General features: G+C 60.7%; 17 protein-coding genes. 8 read left to right on the forward strand and 9 right to left on the reverse strand.

Translation table 11 applies throughout. The annotated features are described in order from the left end of the window. Nucleotides 1-13 precede the first annotated feature (13 nt). Nucleotides 14-1,510, reverse strand: a complete 1,497-nt coding sequence (locus HTT03_RS02290) for a catalase (RefSeq protein ID WP_174858265.1) — start codon at nucleotides 1,508-1,510, stop codon at nucleotides 14-16. A gap of 95 nt (nucleotides 1,511-1,605) precedes the next feature. Between HTT03_RS02290 and HTT03_RS02295 the strand changes: the two genes are divergently transcribed. After that, nucleotides 1,606-2,523, forward strand: coding sequence for a hydrogen peroxide-inducible genes activator (locus HTT03_RS02295; protein ID WP_174858266.1), 918 nt, complete (start codon nucleotides 1,606-1,608; stop codon nucleotides 2,521-2,523). Between the two features lie 54 nt (nucleotides 2,524-2,577). On the opposite strand, the gene HTT03_RS02300 is transcribed toward HTT03_RS02295, so the two are convergent. Then, nucleotides 2,578-3,126: a peroxiredoxin gene (locus HTT03_RS02300; protein ID WP_174858267.1), complete on the reverse strand. Its 549-nt coding sequence runs from the start codon at nucleotides 3,124-3,126 to the stop codon at nucleotides 2,578-2,580. Between the two features lie 242 nt (nucleotides 3,127-3,368). On the opposite strand from HTT03_RS02300, the gene lipA reads away from it, so the two are divergent. Beyond that, nucleotides 3,369-4,322 carry a lipoyl synthase gene (lipA, locus tag HTT03_RS02305; protein ID WP_174858268.1) on the forward strand — a complete coding sequence of 318 codons (954 nt, stop codon included), beginning with the start codon at nucleotides 3,369-3,371 and terminating at the stop codon, nucleotides 4,320-4,322. A 15-nt stretch (nucleotides 4,323-4,337) separates the two neighbouring features. Here the strand turns inward: lipA and HTT03_RS02310 are convergent, their stop codons facing one another. The 4 genes from HTT03_RS02310 to hpt form a co-directional block, all read right to left on the reverse strand. Further along, nucleotides 4,338-5,225: a c-type cytochrome gene (locus HTT03_RS02310; RefSeq protein WP_174858269.1), complete on the reverse strand. Its 888-nt coding sequence runs from the start codon at nucleotides 5,223-5,225 to the stop codon at nucleotides 4,338-4,340. Between the two features lie 3 nt (nucleotides 5,226-5,228). Beyond that, nucleotides 5,229-5,708 (reverse strand): c-type cytochrome, encoded by a 480-nt coding sequence (locus HTT03_RS02315; RefSeq protein ID WP_174858270.1) that lies wholly within the window; start codon nucleotides 5,706-5,708, stop codon nucleotides 5,229-5,231. A 92-nt stretch (nucleotides 5,709-5,800) separates the two neighbouring features. Next, a complete protein-coding gene (locus tag HTT03_RS02320; RefSeq protein WP_174858271.1) occupies nucleotides 5,801-5,974 on the reverse strand; it encodes a hypothetical protein in 174 nt (57 codons plus the stop codon). After that, on the reverse strand, nucleotides 5,974-6,510 hold the full coding sequence (gene hpt / locus HTT03_RS02325) for a hypoxanthine phosphoribosyltransferase (protein WP_174858272.1): 537 nt from the start codon (nucleotides 6,508-6,510) through the stop codon (nucleotides 5,974-5,976). The genes HTT03_RS02320 and hpt overlap by 1 nt, the downstream gene beginning before the upstream one ends. Nucleotides 6,511-6,577: 67 nt before the next feature. On the opposite strand from hpt, the gene HTT03_RS02330 reads away from it, so the two are divergent. Further along, complete coding sequence (locus tag HTT03_RS02330; RefSeq protein ID WP_174858273.1) at nucleotides 6,578-7,042, forward strand: type II toxin-antitoxin system RatA family toxin; 465 nt, start codon at nucleotides 6,578-6,580, stop codon at nucleotides 7,040-7,042. On the opposite strand, the gene HTT03_RS02335 is transcribed toward HTT03_RS02330, so the two are convergent. The 3 genes from HTT03_RS02335 to HTT03_RS02345 are packed head-to-tail and all read right to left on the reverse strand — an operon-like array spanning nucleotide 7,039 to nucleotide 9,137. Further along, nucleotides 7,039-7,518, reverse strand: a complete 480-nt coding sequence (locus HTT03_RS02335) for a CinA family protein (protein ID WP_174858274.1) — start codon at nucleotides 7,516-7,518, stop codon at nucleotides 7,039-7,041. The genes HTT03_RS02330 and HTT03_RS02335 overlap by 4 nt on opposite strands. Further along, the gene (locus HTT03_RS02340) at nucleotides 7,519-8,010 is read right to left on the reverse strand and encodes a phosphatidylglycerophosphatase A family protein (protein WP_174858275.1); all 492 of its coding nucleotides are present in this window, start codon (nucleotides 8,008-8,010) and stop codon (nucleotides 7,519-7,521) included. It abuts the gene before it with no gap. Beyond that, nucleotides 8,007-9,137: a bifunctional 2-C-methyl-D-erythritol 4-phosphate cytidylyltransferase/2-C-methyl-D-erythritol 2,4-cyclodiphosphate synthase gene (locus tag HTT03_RS02345; protein ID WP_174858276.1), complete on the reverse strand. Its 1,131-nt coding sequence runs from the start codon at nucleotides 9,135-9,137 to the stop codon at nucleotides 8,007-8,009. Before HTT03_RS02345 ends, HTT03_RS02340 begins: the two co-directional genes overlap by 4 nt. A 195-nt stretch (nucleotides 9,138-9,332) precedes the next feature. On the opposite strand from HTT03_RS02345, the gene dusB reads away from it, so the two are divergent. The 5 genes from dusB to ntrX all read left to right on the forward strand — a co-directional run bounded on the left by dusB (nucleotide 9,333) and on the right by ntrX (nucleotide 16,538). Then, a complete protein-coding gene (gene dusB / locus HTT03_RS02350; RefSeq protein ID WP_174858277.1) occupies nucleotides 9,333-10,310 on the forward strand; it encodes a tRNA dihydrouridine synthase DusB in 978 nt (325 codons plus the stop codon). Beyond that, on the forward strand, nucleotides 10,307-11,392 hold the full coding sequence (locus HTT03_RS02355) for a two-component system sensor histidine kinase NtrB (protein WP_174858278.1): 1,086 nt from the start codon (nucleotides 10,307-10,309) through the stop codon (nucleotides 11,390-11,392). Before dusB ends, HTT03_RS02355 begins: the two co-directional genes overlap by 4 nt. A gap of 1 nt (nucleotide 11,393) precedes the next feature. Continuing rightward, nucleotides 11,394-12,779 carry a response regulator gene (locus tag HTT03_RS02360; RefSeq protein ID WP_174858279.1) on the forward strand — a complete coding sequence of 462 codons (1,386 nt, stop codon included), beginning with the start codon at nucleotides 11,394-11,396 and terminating at the stop codon, nucleotides 12,777-12,779. A gap of 101 nt (nucleotides 12,780-12,880) precedes the next feature. Further along, on the forward strand, nucleotides 12,881-15,130 hold the full coding sequence (locus HTT03_RS02365) for an ATP-binding protein (protein WP_174858280.1): 2,250 nt from the start codon (nucleotides 12,881-12,883) through the stop codon (nucleotides 15,128-15,130). Beyond that, the gene (ntrX, locus tag HTT03_RS02370) at nucleotides 15,123-16,538 is read left to right on the forward strand and encodes a nitrogen assimilation response regulator NtrX (protein WP_174858281.1); all 1,416 of its coding nucleotides are present in this window, start codon (nucleotides 15,123-15,125) and stop codon (nucleotides 16,536-16,538) included. Before HTT03_RS02365 ends, ntrX begins: the two co-directional genes overlap by 8 nt. Nucleotides 16,539-16,553: the final 15 nt, after the last annotated feature.

The raw sequence follows: 16,553 nt of genomic DNA on the forward strand, positions 1-16,553 counted from the left end.
GCCGCCTTTGGTTTTATTCCGCCACCCGTGTCGGCGTCTCATCGGTCACCGAAATGGCCAGTGCGTCTTTCTCTCCCGCCGCGCGGACACCGGCGGCATAGTCGGGATGTACTTTCTCAAGCACCGCATACCAGCGTTCTTTCACCGACTGCGAACAGGGTGCCATTGCGCCTGCCATATTTGCATGCAGCCGGTCGCGTTGCGCTTGGTCAAAGACCTCAAGGTAGAGCTTGCGCGGTTGGATGTAATCCGCGTCTGCTTCCTCTTGCACATAGCGGTCCGCATCGCCCGAGATACGCAGCGGCGGTTCTTGTACCGATGGGTCGGGGCGGGCCGAGTCCTCGTATTGGTTCGGCTCGTAATAGGCATCCGGATGCCCGGTCTGCTGGGGGAAGAACCGCATGCTGCCGTCCTTGTGGTAGTGGTGCATCGGGGCTGCCTTGGGCGCGTTAACGGGCAGGGCTTCGTAATGCGTCCCCAAACGGTAGCGATGCGCATCGGCATAGGAAAAGACCCGCGCCTGCAACATTTTATCGGGCGAAAAGCCGATGCCGGGGATCTTGTTGGACGGCGAATAGGCGGCGTTTTCGATGCTTTGGAAGTAGTTGTCAGGGTTGCGGTTAAACTCCAACATGCCGACCGGGATCAGCGGGTAATCCGCATGGGGCCAGACTTTGGTCAGATCGAAGGGGTTGAAACCACAGGTTTCGGCCTCTTCCTCGGGCATGACTTGGATATTGAGTTCCCATTTAGGGAAGTTGCCCTCTTCGATGGCGTTAAAGAGATCCTCTTGGAAGTTCTCGCGCGTCGCGCCGATCAGCTTTTCCGCATCCTCATTGGTGCGGTTGCGGATTTCCTGCTGGCAGCGGAAGTGGAACTTCACCCAATGACGCTCGCCCTTGGCGTTCCACATCGAATAGGTGTGGCTGCCGTAGCCATGCATATGCATCGGGTTCACGGGGATGCCACGGTCAGACATCAGGATGGTGACCTGGTGGACCGATTCAGGCTGCGCGGCCCAGAAGTCGAACATCGCCTCGGGCGAGCGCAGATTGGTGCGCGGGTGGCGTTTTTGGGTGCGGATGAAGTCCGGGAACTTATAGGCATCACGCACAAAGAAGATCGGGGTGTTGTTGCCAACAACGTCCCAGTTGCCTTCTTCGGTGTAGAATTTGATCGAGAAGCCGCGCACGTCGCGCTCACTGTCCGCCGCGCCCAACTCACCCGCCACGGTGGACCAGCGCGACAGGATTTCGCAGGTCTTGCCCACTTCCGAAAAGATCGCAGCGCAGGTGTAGTCGCTGATGTCATGGGTCACGGTAAATGTCCCTTCCGCGCCCCAGCCCTTGGCGTGGACGGCGCGTTCGGGAATCCGCTCTCGGTTTTGGTGGGCGAGCTTTTCGATCAACTGGTAATCGTCCAGCAGGATCGGGCCACGGCTGCCGGCGGTCTTGCTGGTGTCATTGGTCGGCATCGGTGCGCCGGCGGTGGTGGTCAGACGTTTGCTCATCTCGAAGTCCCCTCTGCTAGTGTCTGCCAGCAGCATGACCGATCTTGTTTATAATTTCCAATTGCAGTTTTATAACTTTTCGATAGGAAAAGGTTATGAACTTCACGCTAAAACAACTCGAATATTTCCGCGCTCTCGCCACGCTCGGCAATTTTGGCCGTGCGGCAGCGGCTTGTCATATCTCACAACCCGCATTGTCGGTTCAAATTCGCAGTTTGGAAGCCGCACTTGGGGGGCCTTTAATTGAACGGCAAAGCCGCCTGTCGGTTCTCACGCCATTAGGGCGGGAGGTTCTGGGCCGCGTTGATGATATCCTGCGTCAAGCCAAATTGCTTGAGGCGACAGCTCGTGCGCAGGTGGGGTTGGCGGGCACGTTGAACCTTGGATTGATCCCCACGGTTGCGCCTTATCTGCTGCCCGGCGTTCTGGCTGCCCTTAGATCGCGGGATATTTCGTTGCGGGTCGAAGTGCGCGAGGCGCAGACGGAGGTGTTGCTTGCCGACCTGCGCAAAGGGGCCTTGGACGCCGCAGTCATGGCGCTGCCGTCCGGAGAGGCAGGCATGGCCGAGACACCGCTGTTTGAGGACCGCTTCTTGCTCGCTGGTTCGGCTGAACGCATGGCGGGGCCGATGGTCACCCGCCCCACAGAGCTGACCCGAACCCCCCTGATGTTATTAGAAGATGGCCACTGCCTGACCGACCAAGCGCTAGAGGTGTGTCAGCGGGATCGCACACAGGCCGGCATTCACACGGGGGCGTCATCTCTCGCAACCCTGTCGCGGCTGGTTGAGGCTGGGTTTGGCATGACCTTGATGCCCGAAATCGCCGCCCGCACCGAGTTGGACGCGGCACCGGGGTTGCGGCTGCATCGGTTTGCCACGCCCGAGCCCGCACGGCAGATCGGCTTGGTGCGGCGTGCAGAAACCCCCGGTGGCGGATGGGTCACGCAACTGGCTGAAACGTTAAAAGAAGTCGGGGAGGGGATGACCGAACGGACGCGCCGTTTGCTGTAAAAGCTGGGTCGGGCAGCGGATCAGGCCAAGGTTGGCCTGATCCATTGACTTGGCTTACGCCGCTTCTGTTTTGCGGGCGTTGGCGAGGTATTCCAGCACATTCTCGGGGCTGGACACGCCGTAAGGGTCTTCGCTGTGGTTGTCGCAGATGCCGGGCTCTTCGAACCATGCTTCGATCTTGCCATCGTTGATGATGGCCGCATAGCGCCAGCTACGTGCGCCGAAGCCGAGGTTGTCTTTGGCCACCAACATGCCCATGCGGCGGGTGAACTCGCCCGAACCGTCAGGGATCACGTCGATGTTCTTGACGCCCTGCATCTCTTTCCACTTGTTCATCACAAAGCTGTCGTTGACCGACAGGCAGTAGATCGCGTCGATGCCCTGCTCTTGGAATGCGGCAAAGTTGTTCTCAAAGCCAGGCAGCTGGTAGGTGCTGCATGTCGGTGTGAAGGCACCGGGGAGGGAGAACAGGACGACGCGCTTGCCCTTGAAAAAGTCATCGCTGGTCTTGTCTTCCCAGCGGAAGGGGTTGTCGCCGCCGATGCTTTCATCGCGCACGCGCGTTTTGAAGGTGACGTTGGGAACTTGAATACCGGGTTTCATCGCGTCTCTCTTTCTCAAAATGGATTCTTCGTGGCTTGGTAGCGGATATAAGAAGGGTCTTCAACTTTCGCAATGCTGCAACTGCACGGTTCGTTAATCGCGGCATAAAACCGCATAAGAACAGCGACATAACGGTTTGCCAGAGATGCAAGGCTGCGTTGCGCCTGCGAATATCGGTGCTGGTGGTCATCGGCCCAGTGACTATGATAGAGAGACTGCGACACAATGATCAGAGGCCAGCCATGCGCGATCTGAAGATACCCGAACAGCGCCACCCCGAAAAAGCGCGTAAACCTGACAATGCCCAGCCGAAAAAGCCGAGTTGGATCAGGGTGAAGGCCCCCGGTGGCAAAGGCTATGCCGAAACGGCGCGGATTATGCGCGACAATAAGCTGGTCACGGTCTGCGAAGAGGCGGGCTGCCCCAACGTAGGCGAATGTTGGAGCCAAGGCCACGCCACGATGATGATCATGGGCGAGGTCTGTACCCGTGCCTGTACCTTTTGCAACATCGCGACGGGCAAACCGCCAGAGGCGCTGGATGTGTTCGAGCCGGGCCGGGTCGCCGATGCAGTGGCGAAGCTAGGGCTGAACCATGTGGTGATTACCTCGGTCGACCGTGACGATATCAAAGACGGCGGCGCCGAGCATTTCGCACAGACCATCCGCGCCGTGCGCCACCGCAGTCCAAACACCACGATCGAGATTCTGACGCCGGATTTCATCCGCTGTGACCCATCTGTGCTGGAGCAGGTGGTCGAGGCGCGGCCCGATGTGTTCAACCACAACCTTGAGACGGTGCCGGGCCTCTACCCTGAGGTGCGCCCCGGTGCGCGGTACTTCCACTCCTTGCGTCTGCTGCAGCGGGTCAAGGAACTGGACCCGTCGATGTTCACCAAATCCGGCATCATGGTTGGGTTGGGCGAAGACCGCCAAGCGGTCATTCAGGTGATGGAGGACATGCGCGCTGCTAACATCGATTTCTTGACCATCGGTCAGTATCTACAGCCCACGCCGAAACATCACGCGCTGGACCGTTTCGTGACACCGGAAGAGTTCGCCTCTTACGAAAAGGCCGCTTATGGCAAGGGGTTCTTAATGGTTTCCGCATCGCCGCTGACGCGCTCGTCCTATCACGCGGGCGATGACTTTGCCCGTCTGCGTGAAGCGCGCAATCGCAAGCTGGGGTTGGCTTAAAACTGCGGCCCGGCGTCAGCCGCCGGGCAGGGCTTTGAGATAGGCCGCGATGGCTTCGCGGTCGCTTTCAGGCAATTGTGCAAGGTTGCTGACCACCTCGGCCATCTCGCCCCCGGCGCTGTCATATTCAGGCGTGAAGCCGGAGGTGAAATATTCAACCAAATCAGCTTCTGACCAGTCCAGCTGCGCGGGGGTAATGCCGGGGATTTTGCCTTTGCCCGAGGGGTTTGGCGCCCCGGTCAGCCAAGCGCTGTGGTCCAGCGCCCCAAGCGCATTGCGCGGCGTGTGACATTCACCGCAATGGGCCAACCCTTCGGCCAGATAGCGCCCGCGCGCAACCTGCGCGTCAGGGTCGCCTGCCAGCACATAGTCATCCTTGGCAAAAAGCACTTTCCACAGGCCCAGCCCCCGCCGAACGTTAAAGGGAAAACCGACATCATGCGGCTTGCTGGGGGTGCTACTGGCCGGGAGGGTCTGCATATAGGCAAAGAGGTCTGTGACATCCTGCGGGGCCAGATGACCGTAGGCGGTATAGGGAAAGGCGGGGTAGTAATGCTGCCCTTCCGGCGAGACACCCTGCGTTACCGCGCGGGCAAACTCTGGCAGGGTCCAGTTTCCAATGCCGTGATCTGGATCGGATGAGATATTGGGCGCATAAAAGGTGCCAAAGTCGCTTGCGAAAGGCAGGCCACCCGCAAGCACCAAACGCGCCTCACCCTCGCTTTCCGGCGCGGCATGACAGGACACGCAGCCGCCCGCAGCAAAGATTAGCGCGCCAGCGTCTGGGTCAGCGGTCAGCCCCGCGCCATAGCTTTGGTCAAGCGGTTCGGGCCGGGTCAGCCCCCAGCCAAGGCCCGCGCCGAGAACGGCACAGGCCAAAACGACAGTAACAACGCTGCGCAAGGTTTAGTTCTTGGGGCCGCGGTAATCATCGTGGCAGGCGCCACAGGCTTTGCCGACCCCGCCCATGCCCGCCTTGAGCGCATCAAGATCCGTGCCTGCCATGTCCATCATCTCGGCACTGGCGGTTTGCAGGGTTTTGAGCGCGTTGGTGAACCCGTCCATATCGCTCCAGATTTCAGCCTTGGCGCGGGAGCCTTCCACCGCGCCTTGTTCGGTGCCTTCGAGCCAAAGACTGGATGGCTCAAGGCTGGCGGCAGCATGCAGGTTGGCGGCCGCGACCCGCGCCATTTCGGCGTCATAGTCTGTTTCACCCTTGGCCATGCCACCCAGAATTCCAGTATGGTAGGCGATTAACTGCATCTGCGCGTGACGCGCACCCACTGCTGCCTTGGCGGCCTTTTCGCTATGGCTCGCGGCAAAGCCGGTGGTGGCAATCATAATGGCGCCGAGGCCGATGGCGGTAATGCTCTTGGTCAAATGCATGGTTCTCTCCCTTTTGTTGCCGCAGCCTAACACGGCCAAGGCGACCTGCAAAAAACAAAAATGTGATGAGCGGGAGGGGCGAAGGGGCGCCGTCAGAAACGGCGCGGCACCCGTTCGGCGGTGGCCCAGTCCGGCCAATAGCCCAGCCATTCGATCAGCCCTATGGCAAGGGTTGCGGCGATGACCGCAAAAACCAGTATCACGCGGGCAAGAGAAGGCGGGTTGCGCAGCCAAAGCGACATGCGCATCAGCCAACGCGGGTCCATCAGGTAAAGCGTACCTTACCGATAAAGGGCAGGTTGCGGTTGCGTTGGGCAAAGTCGATGCCATAGCCCACAACGAACTCATCCGGTATTTCAAAGCCCGTCCAATCGGCCTTGAGGTCCACCTCGCGCCGGGTGGGTTTGTCGAGCAGAGCGATGGATTTCAGCCGCGCAGGCTCGCGCGATCGCAGCAGATTGGTGACATGATGCAAGGTGTGGCCGGTGTCGACGATGTCTTCGACGACCAAAACATCACGGCCTTCAATCGCGCCACGCAAATCTTTGAGGATGCGCACTTCGCGGCTGCTTTCCATCGCGTCGCCATAGCTCGAAGCCTCAAGAAAATCGACTTCGATGGGCAGGTCGAGTTCACGCACAAGATCGGCAATGAACACGAAAGACCCGCGCAGCAGCCCCACAACAATCAGTTTGTCCGTGCCGTCGAATTCGTCGTGAATTTCGCGGCAAAGGTTCTCGATCCGGGCCGCGATGGCCTTGGCCGAGATCATTTCATCGATGACGTAAGGCCGTTGTGCCATGGTTTGCCCTTGAATCTACGGGATCGAACAGTGAGATAGGGGGTAACCCGCAATGTAACGGAACGCAATGCCCACCCATTCTGAGACCCGCCAACTGCCCTATAGCGCTCAACAGATGTATGATCTGGTCGCTGACGTGGGGCGCTATCCTGAATTTCTGCCCTGGACCGCTGCGGCACGCATTCGCAGCGACGAAGACCGGGGTGATCACCGTGTGATGGAGGCTGATCTGGTGATCTCCTTCAAGGTGTTCCGCGAGCGGTTCACCAGCCGCGTGGTCTTGTGGCCCGAGGCCAAGAAGATCGATACGGAATACCTCGACGGCCCGTTTAAGTATATGAAATCAAACTGGCATTTTGAGGATAACCTCGAAGGCTGTCAGGTGCATTTCTTTGTCGATTTCGAGTTTAAGAGCGCGATTTTGCAAAAAATCATCGGCGTCGTCTTTAACGAGGCGATGCTGCGGATTGTGCGCGCTTTTGAGGCGCGGGCAAAAGCGCTTTATGGGCCGCAGAAAAGCACCGGCAGCTAGAGGGCAGGCTTGGCGTAGCCTCGTAAAAGCAGCGTCAGCGCATGATCGCGGGCGGCAAGGCGGACGGCGTCGCGACCTTGGGGGCCGAACTCAACAGTTTCCGTTTCAATCCCTGAGGGGGTTGCAAGCCCGAAGCAAACGCGGCCTTCGGGCTTGTGTTCAGACCCACCGGGACCAGCGATTCCGGTGATGGAGACGGCGATCTGCGCGTCTGAATGGGCCAAAGCCCCTGCGGCCATTTCCTTAGCGACCTGTTCTGATACCGCACCGAATTTGGCGAGCGTTTCTTGGCGGACGTCCAGCATCGTCACTTTGGCCGCGTTGGTATAGGTGACAAACCCCCGATCAAGCAGCGCCGAAGACCCCGGCAAGTCAGTGAGTGCCGCGGCGAGCATCCCACCGGTGCAGCTTTCGGCGCAGGCGACCATGGCACCCGTTTCCTTAGCTTTGTTGAGCAGTCGCGCGGCAATGCTCATCTACAGCACCCCGTGGTAGAGCGCGGCGAGCGCCATGACGCCCAGAGCCGCGAAAACCCCGGCAAAGATATCGTCGAGCATAACACCCAGCGGGCCACCTTGACGGTCAGCCCAGCCAATGATGAGCGGCTTCCAGATGTCAAAGAGCCGGAACAGCGCAAAAGCAGCGATCCAGCCCGGCCACATGGCGAGGATCGGAATTTGCATCGACCACGCTGCATAGGACAGCGGCAGCAATGCAATCCATTGGCCAACCAATTCATCCACCACGACCTCTGACGGGTCATGGTCTGCACCACCGGCTGTGTAGCGTGCCGTCGCCCACCATCCTGCGGGGAAGGCGACGAGCAAGCCGATGATCAAAAGCGGAAACCCTCCAATCACATGCAACAGCCAAGCATAGGGCAGGGCGATCAGCGACCCCCAAGTGCCGGGCGCGGGGCGGATATGGCCGACGCCAATCAGCGTGGCGATCAGATGCGCCGGGTTCATGTTTTCACCAGAGTGACTGTGGCCATACAAGCGATGCCTTCGCCGCGTCCGGTAAAGCCAAGGCGTTCACTGGTGGTCGCTTTGACGGAGACGCGGTCGACCTCAATCCCCAGCATTTCCGCCATAGAGGCCCGCATCGGGGCGACATGGGGGCCGATCTTGGGTGTTTCGCAGATTAATGTGCAATCCACATGGGTGAGGGTAAAGCCCATCTCGCGGGCAAGCTCTGCTGCGTGACGCAGGAAAATGTCACTGCGCGCGCCTTTCCACTGCGGATCACTGGGTGGGAAATGCTGGCCAATATCACCGCGCGCCAGCGCCCCGTAGATCGCATCGGTGACCGTGTGCAGCGCGACATCGGCGTCAGAATGGCCGACCAACCCGTGGCTATGGGCAATATCGACACCGCAGAGGGTCACATGGTCTCCGGGGCCAAAGGCGTGAACGTCAAATCCGTTGCCGGTGCGAATATCCATGCGGGTCTCCAATAGGCGGGTGGCGCGGGCAAAATCCTCGGGCCGGGTGATTTTCAAGTTATCTGCGCTGCCTTGGGTAATGGCAATCCGCAGCCCCGCCGCGCGGGCGACTTCGACATCATCGGCGGCGGTGCCTTCATAGGCGGCGTGGGCGGCGCGGATCGCGTCGAGGTCAAAACCCTGCGGGGTTTGCGCCGCGTATAACTGGCTGCGGTCTTGCGTGCCGGTGACCACCTTGTCGGTTCCTTGCCACAGGGCATCGCTAACAGGCAGACCGGGGGCGGCAGCTTGATGTTGGGCAAGCGCGTCGATCACGCCTTGGATGACCTCAGCGCTGACACAGGGGCGGGCGGCGTCGTGAATCAGCACTTTGCTGGCGGTCTTTATCGCCGCCAACCCGCGCTCTACGGAGGCAGATCGCTCGGCCCCGCCGGTGGTGACGGTGATGCCCTTGGCGCTGAAAGCGGGCGCATTGTGCATGTCGTCCTCATGCAGGACGAGCACAATCTCGGTAATCTGCGGCATCGCTTGGAACGCCGCGAGCGTGTGGTCGATCACCCGCGCCCCGGCAAGCGGTTGCCATTGTTTGGGGGCCGGCCCACCGGCGCGACGGCCACGACCTGCGGCGACAATCAAGGCAGCGATGCTCATTGCGGCAGTCTTTCTATGGCGAAGGGCAGGATAAAAAGCATGGCTCTGTCTAGGCAAAGCGGCGGCACTGTGCAATCTAAGCGCGCTGCCTAAATTTTAGGCAGTGGCGTGCGGCAAGGCGGGTTTTCCAGTAGGATTTGTTGAGGCCGCGCTGCCGAGGGACTACACAGCAAGGACCGTAGAAGGATTAACCACGTGACTGCCGATGCCTTGAACTTCACCCCTCCGGTTTTGCTGGCGCCGATGGCGGGGATCACTGATCTGCCCTATCGCAGCTTGGTGGCAAAATTCGGTGCGGGTCTGGTCGTCTCTGAGATGGTCGCCAGTCAGGAGTTGCTGAGCCGCCGTCCCGGCACGCGTGAAAAGGCGGAATTGGGTCTTGGCGTGGTCGGCACATCGGTGCAACTGGCCGGACGCGAGGCTGCGCCCATGGCAGAGGCGGCGCGGATGGTCGAAGCGATGGGGGCCGAGATCATTGATATTAACATGGGCTGTCCGGCCAAAAAGGTGACACAGGGCGCCTCTGGCTCGGCACTGATGAAAACGCCCGACCATGCGCTGCGGCTGATTGAGGCTGTGGTCGGCGCAGTCAAGGTGCCGGTCACGCTCAAGACCCGGCTGGGCTGGGACGACGACATGCTTAACGCCGCGTCAATCGCCAAACGGGCCGAAGAGGCGGGGGTTCAGATGGTCACCATTCATGGCCGCACCCGCTGTCAGTTCTATAAGGGCCGTGCCGATTGGGCGGCTATCCGGGCGGTGAAAGAAGCGGTTTCGGTGCCTGTCATTGCAAATGGCGATATCACCAGCAGCCAGAACGCGCGGGAGGCGCTGGCGCTTTCGGGGGCCGATGGGGTCATGGTGGGGCGCGGTGCGCAGGGGCGGCCTTGGCTGCTGGCGCAGATTGCCCATGACCTTTACAACCACCGCGCGCCTGTGGTGCCCACGAGGGTCGCGCTGGCCGAAATGGTGTCTGAGCATTTCGAGGCGATGTTGCAGTTCTACGGCCCCGACCTTGGGGGGCGTGTCGCGCGCAAACATTTGGGCTGGTATATGGATCACGCGGGCACCCCCGCCGATCTGCGGCGTGCCTTGCTGACAGCGCGGGACGCCAAGACGACCTTTTCCCTGATCGCCGCGGCGATGGACGCAGACCACGCGGTCGCGGCATGAGCGCTCCGGCGCAGGAGCCACCGATCTGGACCTCCCTGCCGGTGCCTGCCTTTCTGGTCGCCGAGGATGACCGGGTCGATGATCTCAACCCCGCCGCCGAAGGCTTTTTGAACACCTCTGCCCGAAGCGCACGCGGGGTGCCGATCTGGCAGCTCATTGCAGTGGATCAGACCCTTGAGGCCGCATTCGCCCGCGCCCGCGCACAGGGAACGCCCCTCTTTGTTAATGACGTAGATGTGGGCGCGATACAGCGTGCGCCGATGCAATGTGGCTTGCAAATTGCGCCTTTGGCGGGCAGCGCGGGACAGATGATCTTGATGATCACCCCACGGGAATTGGCCGGACGGGTGACCCAAGACCACAGCGTCAAATCCGCTGCCAAATCCGCGATCGGCATGGCGGAGATGCTCGCCCATGAGATTAAGAACCCACTGGCGGGGATCACAGGGGCGGCGCAGCTTTTGTCGATGAATCTTGGGCCGGAAGATTTGGAACTCACCGATTTGATCGTGGCCGAAAGCCGTCGGATCGTGAAACTGCTGGAGCAGGTCGAACAATTCGGCAACCTCACTGCGCCAGAGCGTCGCGCGGTGAACCTACATGATGTGCTTGACCGCGCCCGCCGCTCGGCGCTGCTGGGGTTTGGCGCGCATATGAAGATTGTCGAGGATTACGATCCCTCATTGCCCCCCGCGCTTGGGGATAAAGACCAGCTGATGCAGGTTCTGTCTAACCTCATTCGCAACGCCTGCGAGGCCGCAGGGCCATCTGGTGGAACGATCCGGCTGCGCAGTTTTTACGAACACGGTTTCCGCCTGCGCCGCGCCGGGGGCGATGGCCAGCCACTGCCGCTCCAGATCGAGGTGATCGACGATGGCCCCGGCCTGCCGGAGCATATCCGCGCCGATGTCTTTGACCCTTTCGTTTCGGGCCGCGAGAACGGCACCGGGTTGGGGCTGGCGCTGGTGAGCAAGATCATCTCGGACCACGGCGGCTGGATTTCGGTCGCCTCCGCGCCCGGACGCACCGCCTTTCGCATTTCACTGCCGCGCGCCATGGCGGCTGACCTTCAGGAGAATTGACATGGACGGGACCATCCTCGTCGCCGACGACGACCGCACGATCCGCACTGTTCTGACCCAAGCGCTGACCCGCGCAGGCTGCAAGGTCCATGCGACCTCAAGCCTGACCACATTGATGCGGTGGGTTGCTGAGGGCAAAGGCGATGCGGTGATTTCGGATGTCATCATGCCGGATGGCAACGGGTTGGAGATGCTGCCGAAAATTGCGCAGGACCGCCCCGGCCTGCCGGTGATCGTGATCTCGGCGCAGAACACGATCATGACCGCAATCAAGGCGAATGAGGCCGACGCCTTTGACTATCTACCTAAACCCTTTGACCTGCCGGACCTGATGAAACGCACCGCGCTGGCATTGGAGCAAAGCGCGAAGCTGCCCCGCCGGAAGGGGGCTGCCTTGGATGACGCGGGGGCCGAGGGTGAGGAGCTGCCCCTGATCGGGCGCACGGCGGTCATGCAGGCACTCTACCGCCGCGTGGCGCAGGTGCTGAACAGCGACGTGCCGGTCTTGATCCGCGGTGAGAGTGGTACAGGAAAGTCTCTGATCGGGCGGGCGATCCATGATTTGTCCGACCGAGGGCGTCTGCCGTTTCTCACCTTAAGCGAGACGGATTTGGCCGATGTGGACGGTCCCGCGCAGCTTTTGGCGCGGCTGCGCGGCGGCACGCTGATGATCGACGAATTGGCCGATCTGGCACCGGAGCATCAGGCGCGGCTGGTTCGGATGTTGGACATCTGCACCGCTAAGGAACAGAGCACCGACGCGCCGCGCTTCATCGCCACCAGTCAGGCCGATCTGGAGGCTGCGCTGGAGGAAGGCGGCTTGCGCCGCGATCTGTATTTTCGCCTGACGGCCATGACGATTGACCTGCCCGCCCTGCGGGATCGGGTTGAGGATATCCCGCTGCTCGCGGCGCATTTTCTGAGCCAACAGAGCGCCGCGCCGCATGTCTCTTTGTCTGACTCCGCTGGTCGTGCGCTGCAAAAGGCGCCGTGGCCCGGCAATGTGCGCGAGCTTGAGCATACGGTCCGTCAGCTTGCGCAGACTTGCCTCGGCGGTGAGGTGTCCGAGGGGGATGTGACCCGACTGCTCGGCGCTGAAGCCAGCCGTGCGCCGCTGCGCAAAGAGGCGGATAACGAGCGGATGGGGGCTTCGGTTGAACGTCACCTGCAACGCTATTTCGATCTGCACGGTGCCATGCTGCCGCCGCCCGGTCTCTATGCGCGTATTCTGCGTGAAGTTGAATTGCCACTGATTGAAATCGCCCTTGCCGCAACGGCAGGCAATCAGGCCAAATGCGCGACTTTATTGGGAATTAACCGAAATACTTTGCGCAAAAAGATCACCGACCTCGATATAGAGGTGACACGGGGCCGCAAGATGATGTAAAAGAGCCACATAAGCGTGGCCATCGGGGAACTATCCCGATCAGGACCACATAAAATGGCGGTTGGTGCAGCAATGCATCACAAAATCGATGAGGTACGCGGGTGGCAACCCGGTCACGCAGGTTCAAACTTGAGCGTTTGGGACGGCTAAGGCGCGTCAAACGGCTGCGCAATTGGTCCACATTCGGGCTGGTGGTGCTCGGCCCTGTGCTGGCGCTTGCCACCTATCTGGCGCTCGGCCCCTTGGGGCAGGGGGCGGATACCTTCAACCTGCGCCTCATCCTACTTACTGATCTGGTCTATGTGCTGCTGGTCGCGGCGCTGGTGTTGATCCAAGTCGGGCGGCTGATCTCGGCCCGTCGGGCGAAATCAGCAGGCTCGCGTCTGCACCTGCGGTTGACCGGGGTGTTTGCGCTGATGGCGTTGATCCCGACGGTGACCGTGGCGATTTTTGCCGGGCTCACGGTGAATGTCGGGCTTGAGGGCTGGTTTTCCGACCGGGTGAGCGGTGTGGTCGGCTCTTCGCTGGCGGCAGCCGAAGCCTATGAGGCTGAGCAGCGGGAAGATTTGATCTCAGACGCCCAGACCCTTGCCCGCAGCATTGCCGCCGCGCGCGCTCAAGGCATCGGCTTGAGCGACAGCGAGCTTTTGGGTGAAGGGCAGCGCCAGATCCAACGCGGGCTGCGCGAGGCGTTCCTGATCGACAGCACCGCCCAAATTCGGGCGCGGGGGGATCGATCCTATCTGTTCGATTTCGAAGCCCCGACAGAAGAGCAGATCGCCACGGCTGCCGAAGAGGGCATCTTGGTCATTGAGGATTGGCCCAACAACGAATTCCGCGCGTTGGTGCCGATGGAGGCCTATGTCGACCGCTACCTCTATGTTTCCCGCGCGGTGGATGGCGACATCCTATCGCTGCTGGACGAGACCAAGGAAACGGTGCGGCTTTACCAACAGCTTGAATCCGAACGCGGTCGGCTGTTGTTTGAATTTGCGCTTGTTTATCTGGGCTTTGCGGTGATCCTGATCCTTGCGGCTGTGTGGCTTGGCCTGTGGTTTGCCGAACGTCTGTCTGGCCCGGTGGGGCGGCTTACTGGCGCGGCACAGCAGGTCGGCGCGGGGGATCTGAACGTGCAGGTGCGCGAAGAGGAGGGCGACGATGAGATCGCGATGCTGGGGCGCTACTTCAACCAGATGACGCGGCAGCTCAAAGGCCAGCGCGAAACCCTGCTGGAGAATACCGACCAGATTGAGCGCCGCCGCCGCTTGTTCGATTCCGTGTTGAGTTCCGTAACTTCCGGCGTGGTGGGGCTGGACCCCGAAGGCCGCGTTACCTTTGTGAACCGCTCTGCCATGCGCCTGCTCGATTGGTCAGAAGAACAGCAAAGCCTGCCGCTGACCTTAGCCGTGCCAGAGTTCGGGCCGTTGTTTGAAACCGTCAAGACTGCCGTAGGCGAAGTGGCGCAGGCTGAGGTGAAAGTCTCCCGTCAGGGCGCGATGGAAAACCTGCTGGTGCGCATGGCGACACGCCGCGCCAAGAATGGCGATCTGGAAGGCTATGTCGTAGCCTTTGACGATGTGACCGATCTGGTGAGCGCGCAGCGCATGGCCGCATGGGGCGATGTCGCGCGCCGCATCGCGCATGAAATCAAGAACCCATTGACGCCAATTCAGCTTAGCGCCGAGCGGATCAAACGCAAGTTTGGCCCCAAGATGGCCGAAGGCGACGACGAAGCGCTCGAACAGATGACCGGGGTGATCATCCGCCAAACTGGTGATCTGCGTCGGATCGTAGATGAGTTCTCCAAATTCGCCCGTATGCCGGAGCCTGAAACCAGTCGTCAGGACATCACGGACCTGCTGCGCGATGCGGTGCTTTTGCAGCAAACCCGGCAGGAGGACGTTCGCATCGACATGGACCTGCCCGATGCGCCCGTCGTGGCCGAACTAGATGCCACGATGATCTCTCAGGCACTGACCAATCTGGTCAAGAACGCCGGAGAAGCCATCGAAACGCTGACGAAGAAAGGCGCCCCCGAAGGGCTGGTGCCGCAAATCCGCGTGGCGCTTTACACCAAGGATCAGCAGGTTTGCATCACCATCGCGGATAATGGCATCGGCCTGCCCGAAGATCGCGCCAGCCTGTTTGAGCCCTATGTGACCACACGCAGCGAAGGCACCGGGCTGGGTCTGCCTATCGTGAAAAAGATTATCGAGGAACATGGCGGCAGCCTGACGCTCGAAACCGCGCCTGCTTTTGACGGGCAGGACCACCAAGGCGCCATGGCGGTGATCACACTGCCCTTGGCCGCCGATATAACACCGCAACAAGGGGACAAGGCAGATGAGTGATATTCTGATTGTAGATGACGAACGCGACATCCGTGAGTTGATCTCGGATATTCTTCAGGACGAAGGTTTTGCCACCCGGCTGGCCGGAAACTCTGACGAGGCGATGGGCGCGATCAACAGTGAAGCTCCGGCGCTGATCATTCTCGACATTTGGCTGAAAGACAGCCGGATGGATGGGATCGACATCCTTAAAACCGTGAAACGCGACAACCCGGATGTGCCGGTGGTTATCATCTCGGGCCATGGCAATATCGAGATTGCGGTGGCGGCGATCAAACAGGGGGCTTACGATTTTATCGAAAAACCCTTCAACATCGACCAGCTTCTGGTGGTGATCCGTCGCGCCATGGAAACTTCCCGCCTGCGCCGCGAGAACCAGACCCTCAAGCGCCGCGACACGACAACCGCCGAGATGATCGGCACCTCCGCGCCCTACCGTGCTTTGCTAAGCCAACTCGACAAGGTCACCAAATCCAATGGCCGCGTGATGCTGACCGGTCCAGCAGGGTCCGGCAAAGAAGTGGCCGCACGCTACATCCACGCCAATTCCGCCCGCGCCTCAGCCCCCTTTGTGACGGTGAACTGCGCCGGGGTGGCCCCAGACCGGATGGAAGAAGTCCTCTTTGGCCGCGAAACGTCGGATCGTGGGGTGGAACCCGGTCTGCTGGAACAGGCCCACGGCGGGGTAATCTATTTTGACGAGGTCGCTGACATGCCGCTTGGCACCCAGTCCAAGATCCTGCGCGTTCTAGTGGACCAGCAATTCACCCGCGTCGGCGGTACCGACAAGGTGCGCGTTGACCTGCGCGTGATCTCCTCGACCAACCGCGATCTGGATCAGGCGATTAAGGCCGATACCTTCCGTCAAGAACTCTACCACCGTCTGAACGTGGTCCCAATTGCCGTGCCGTCGCTTGAAGAACGCCGCGAAGACATCCCGCTTCTGGCGGAACATTTCATCGCAGAGTTCAATGCCTCTCAAGGTCTCCCCCAACGCAGCCTGACAGAAGATGCCGTGGCGCTGATGCAGACGATGGTTTGGCCCGGCAACGTGCGCCAGTTGAAAAACCTCGTCGAGCGCGTGCTGATCCTCGGCGATGGCTCCGGCCCGATCGAGGCCCGCGAACTGCCCGGCGAAGAGGACGGCAGCGGCGGCGAAGAGGGCCGCGTGGTCCTGTCCGGTGCCTTGGCCACTTTGCCGCTGCGCGAGGCCCGCGAAGCCTTTGAACGGGAATATCTGCTGACCCAGATCAACCGTTTCGGCGGCAACATCAGCCGCACGGCCAATTTCGTCGGCATGGAACGCAGCGCCTTGCACCGCAAATTGAAATCGCTCGGCGTTGTGACTTCAGCTAAAGCCGGTGTTCGCGTGGCGCATGTGGACGAAGAGGTCGAAGCGACGGGCTAAGGTTCTTTTTGGCCC

The organism is Sulfitobacter maritimus (assembly GCF_013346665.1).
GTDB lineage: Bacteria > Pseudomonadota > Alphaproteobacteria > Rhodobacterales > Rhodobacteraceae > Sulfitobacter > Sulfitobacter maritimus.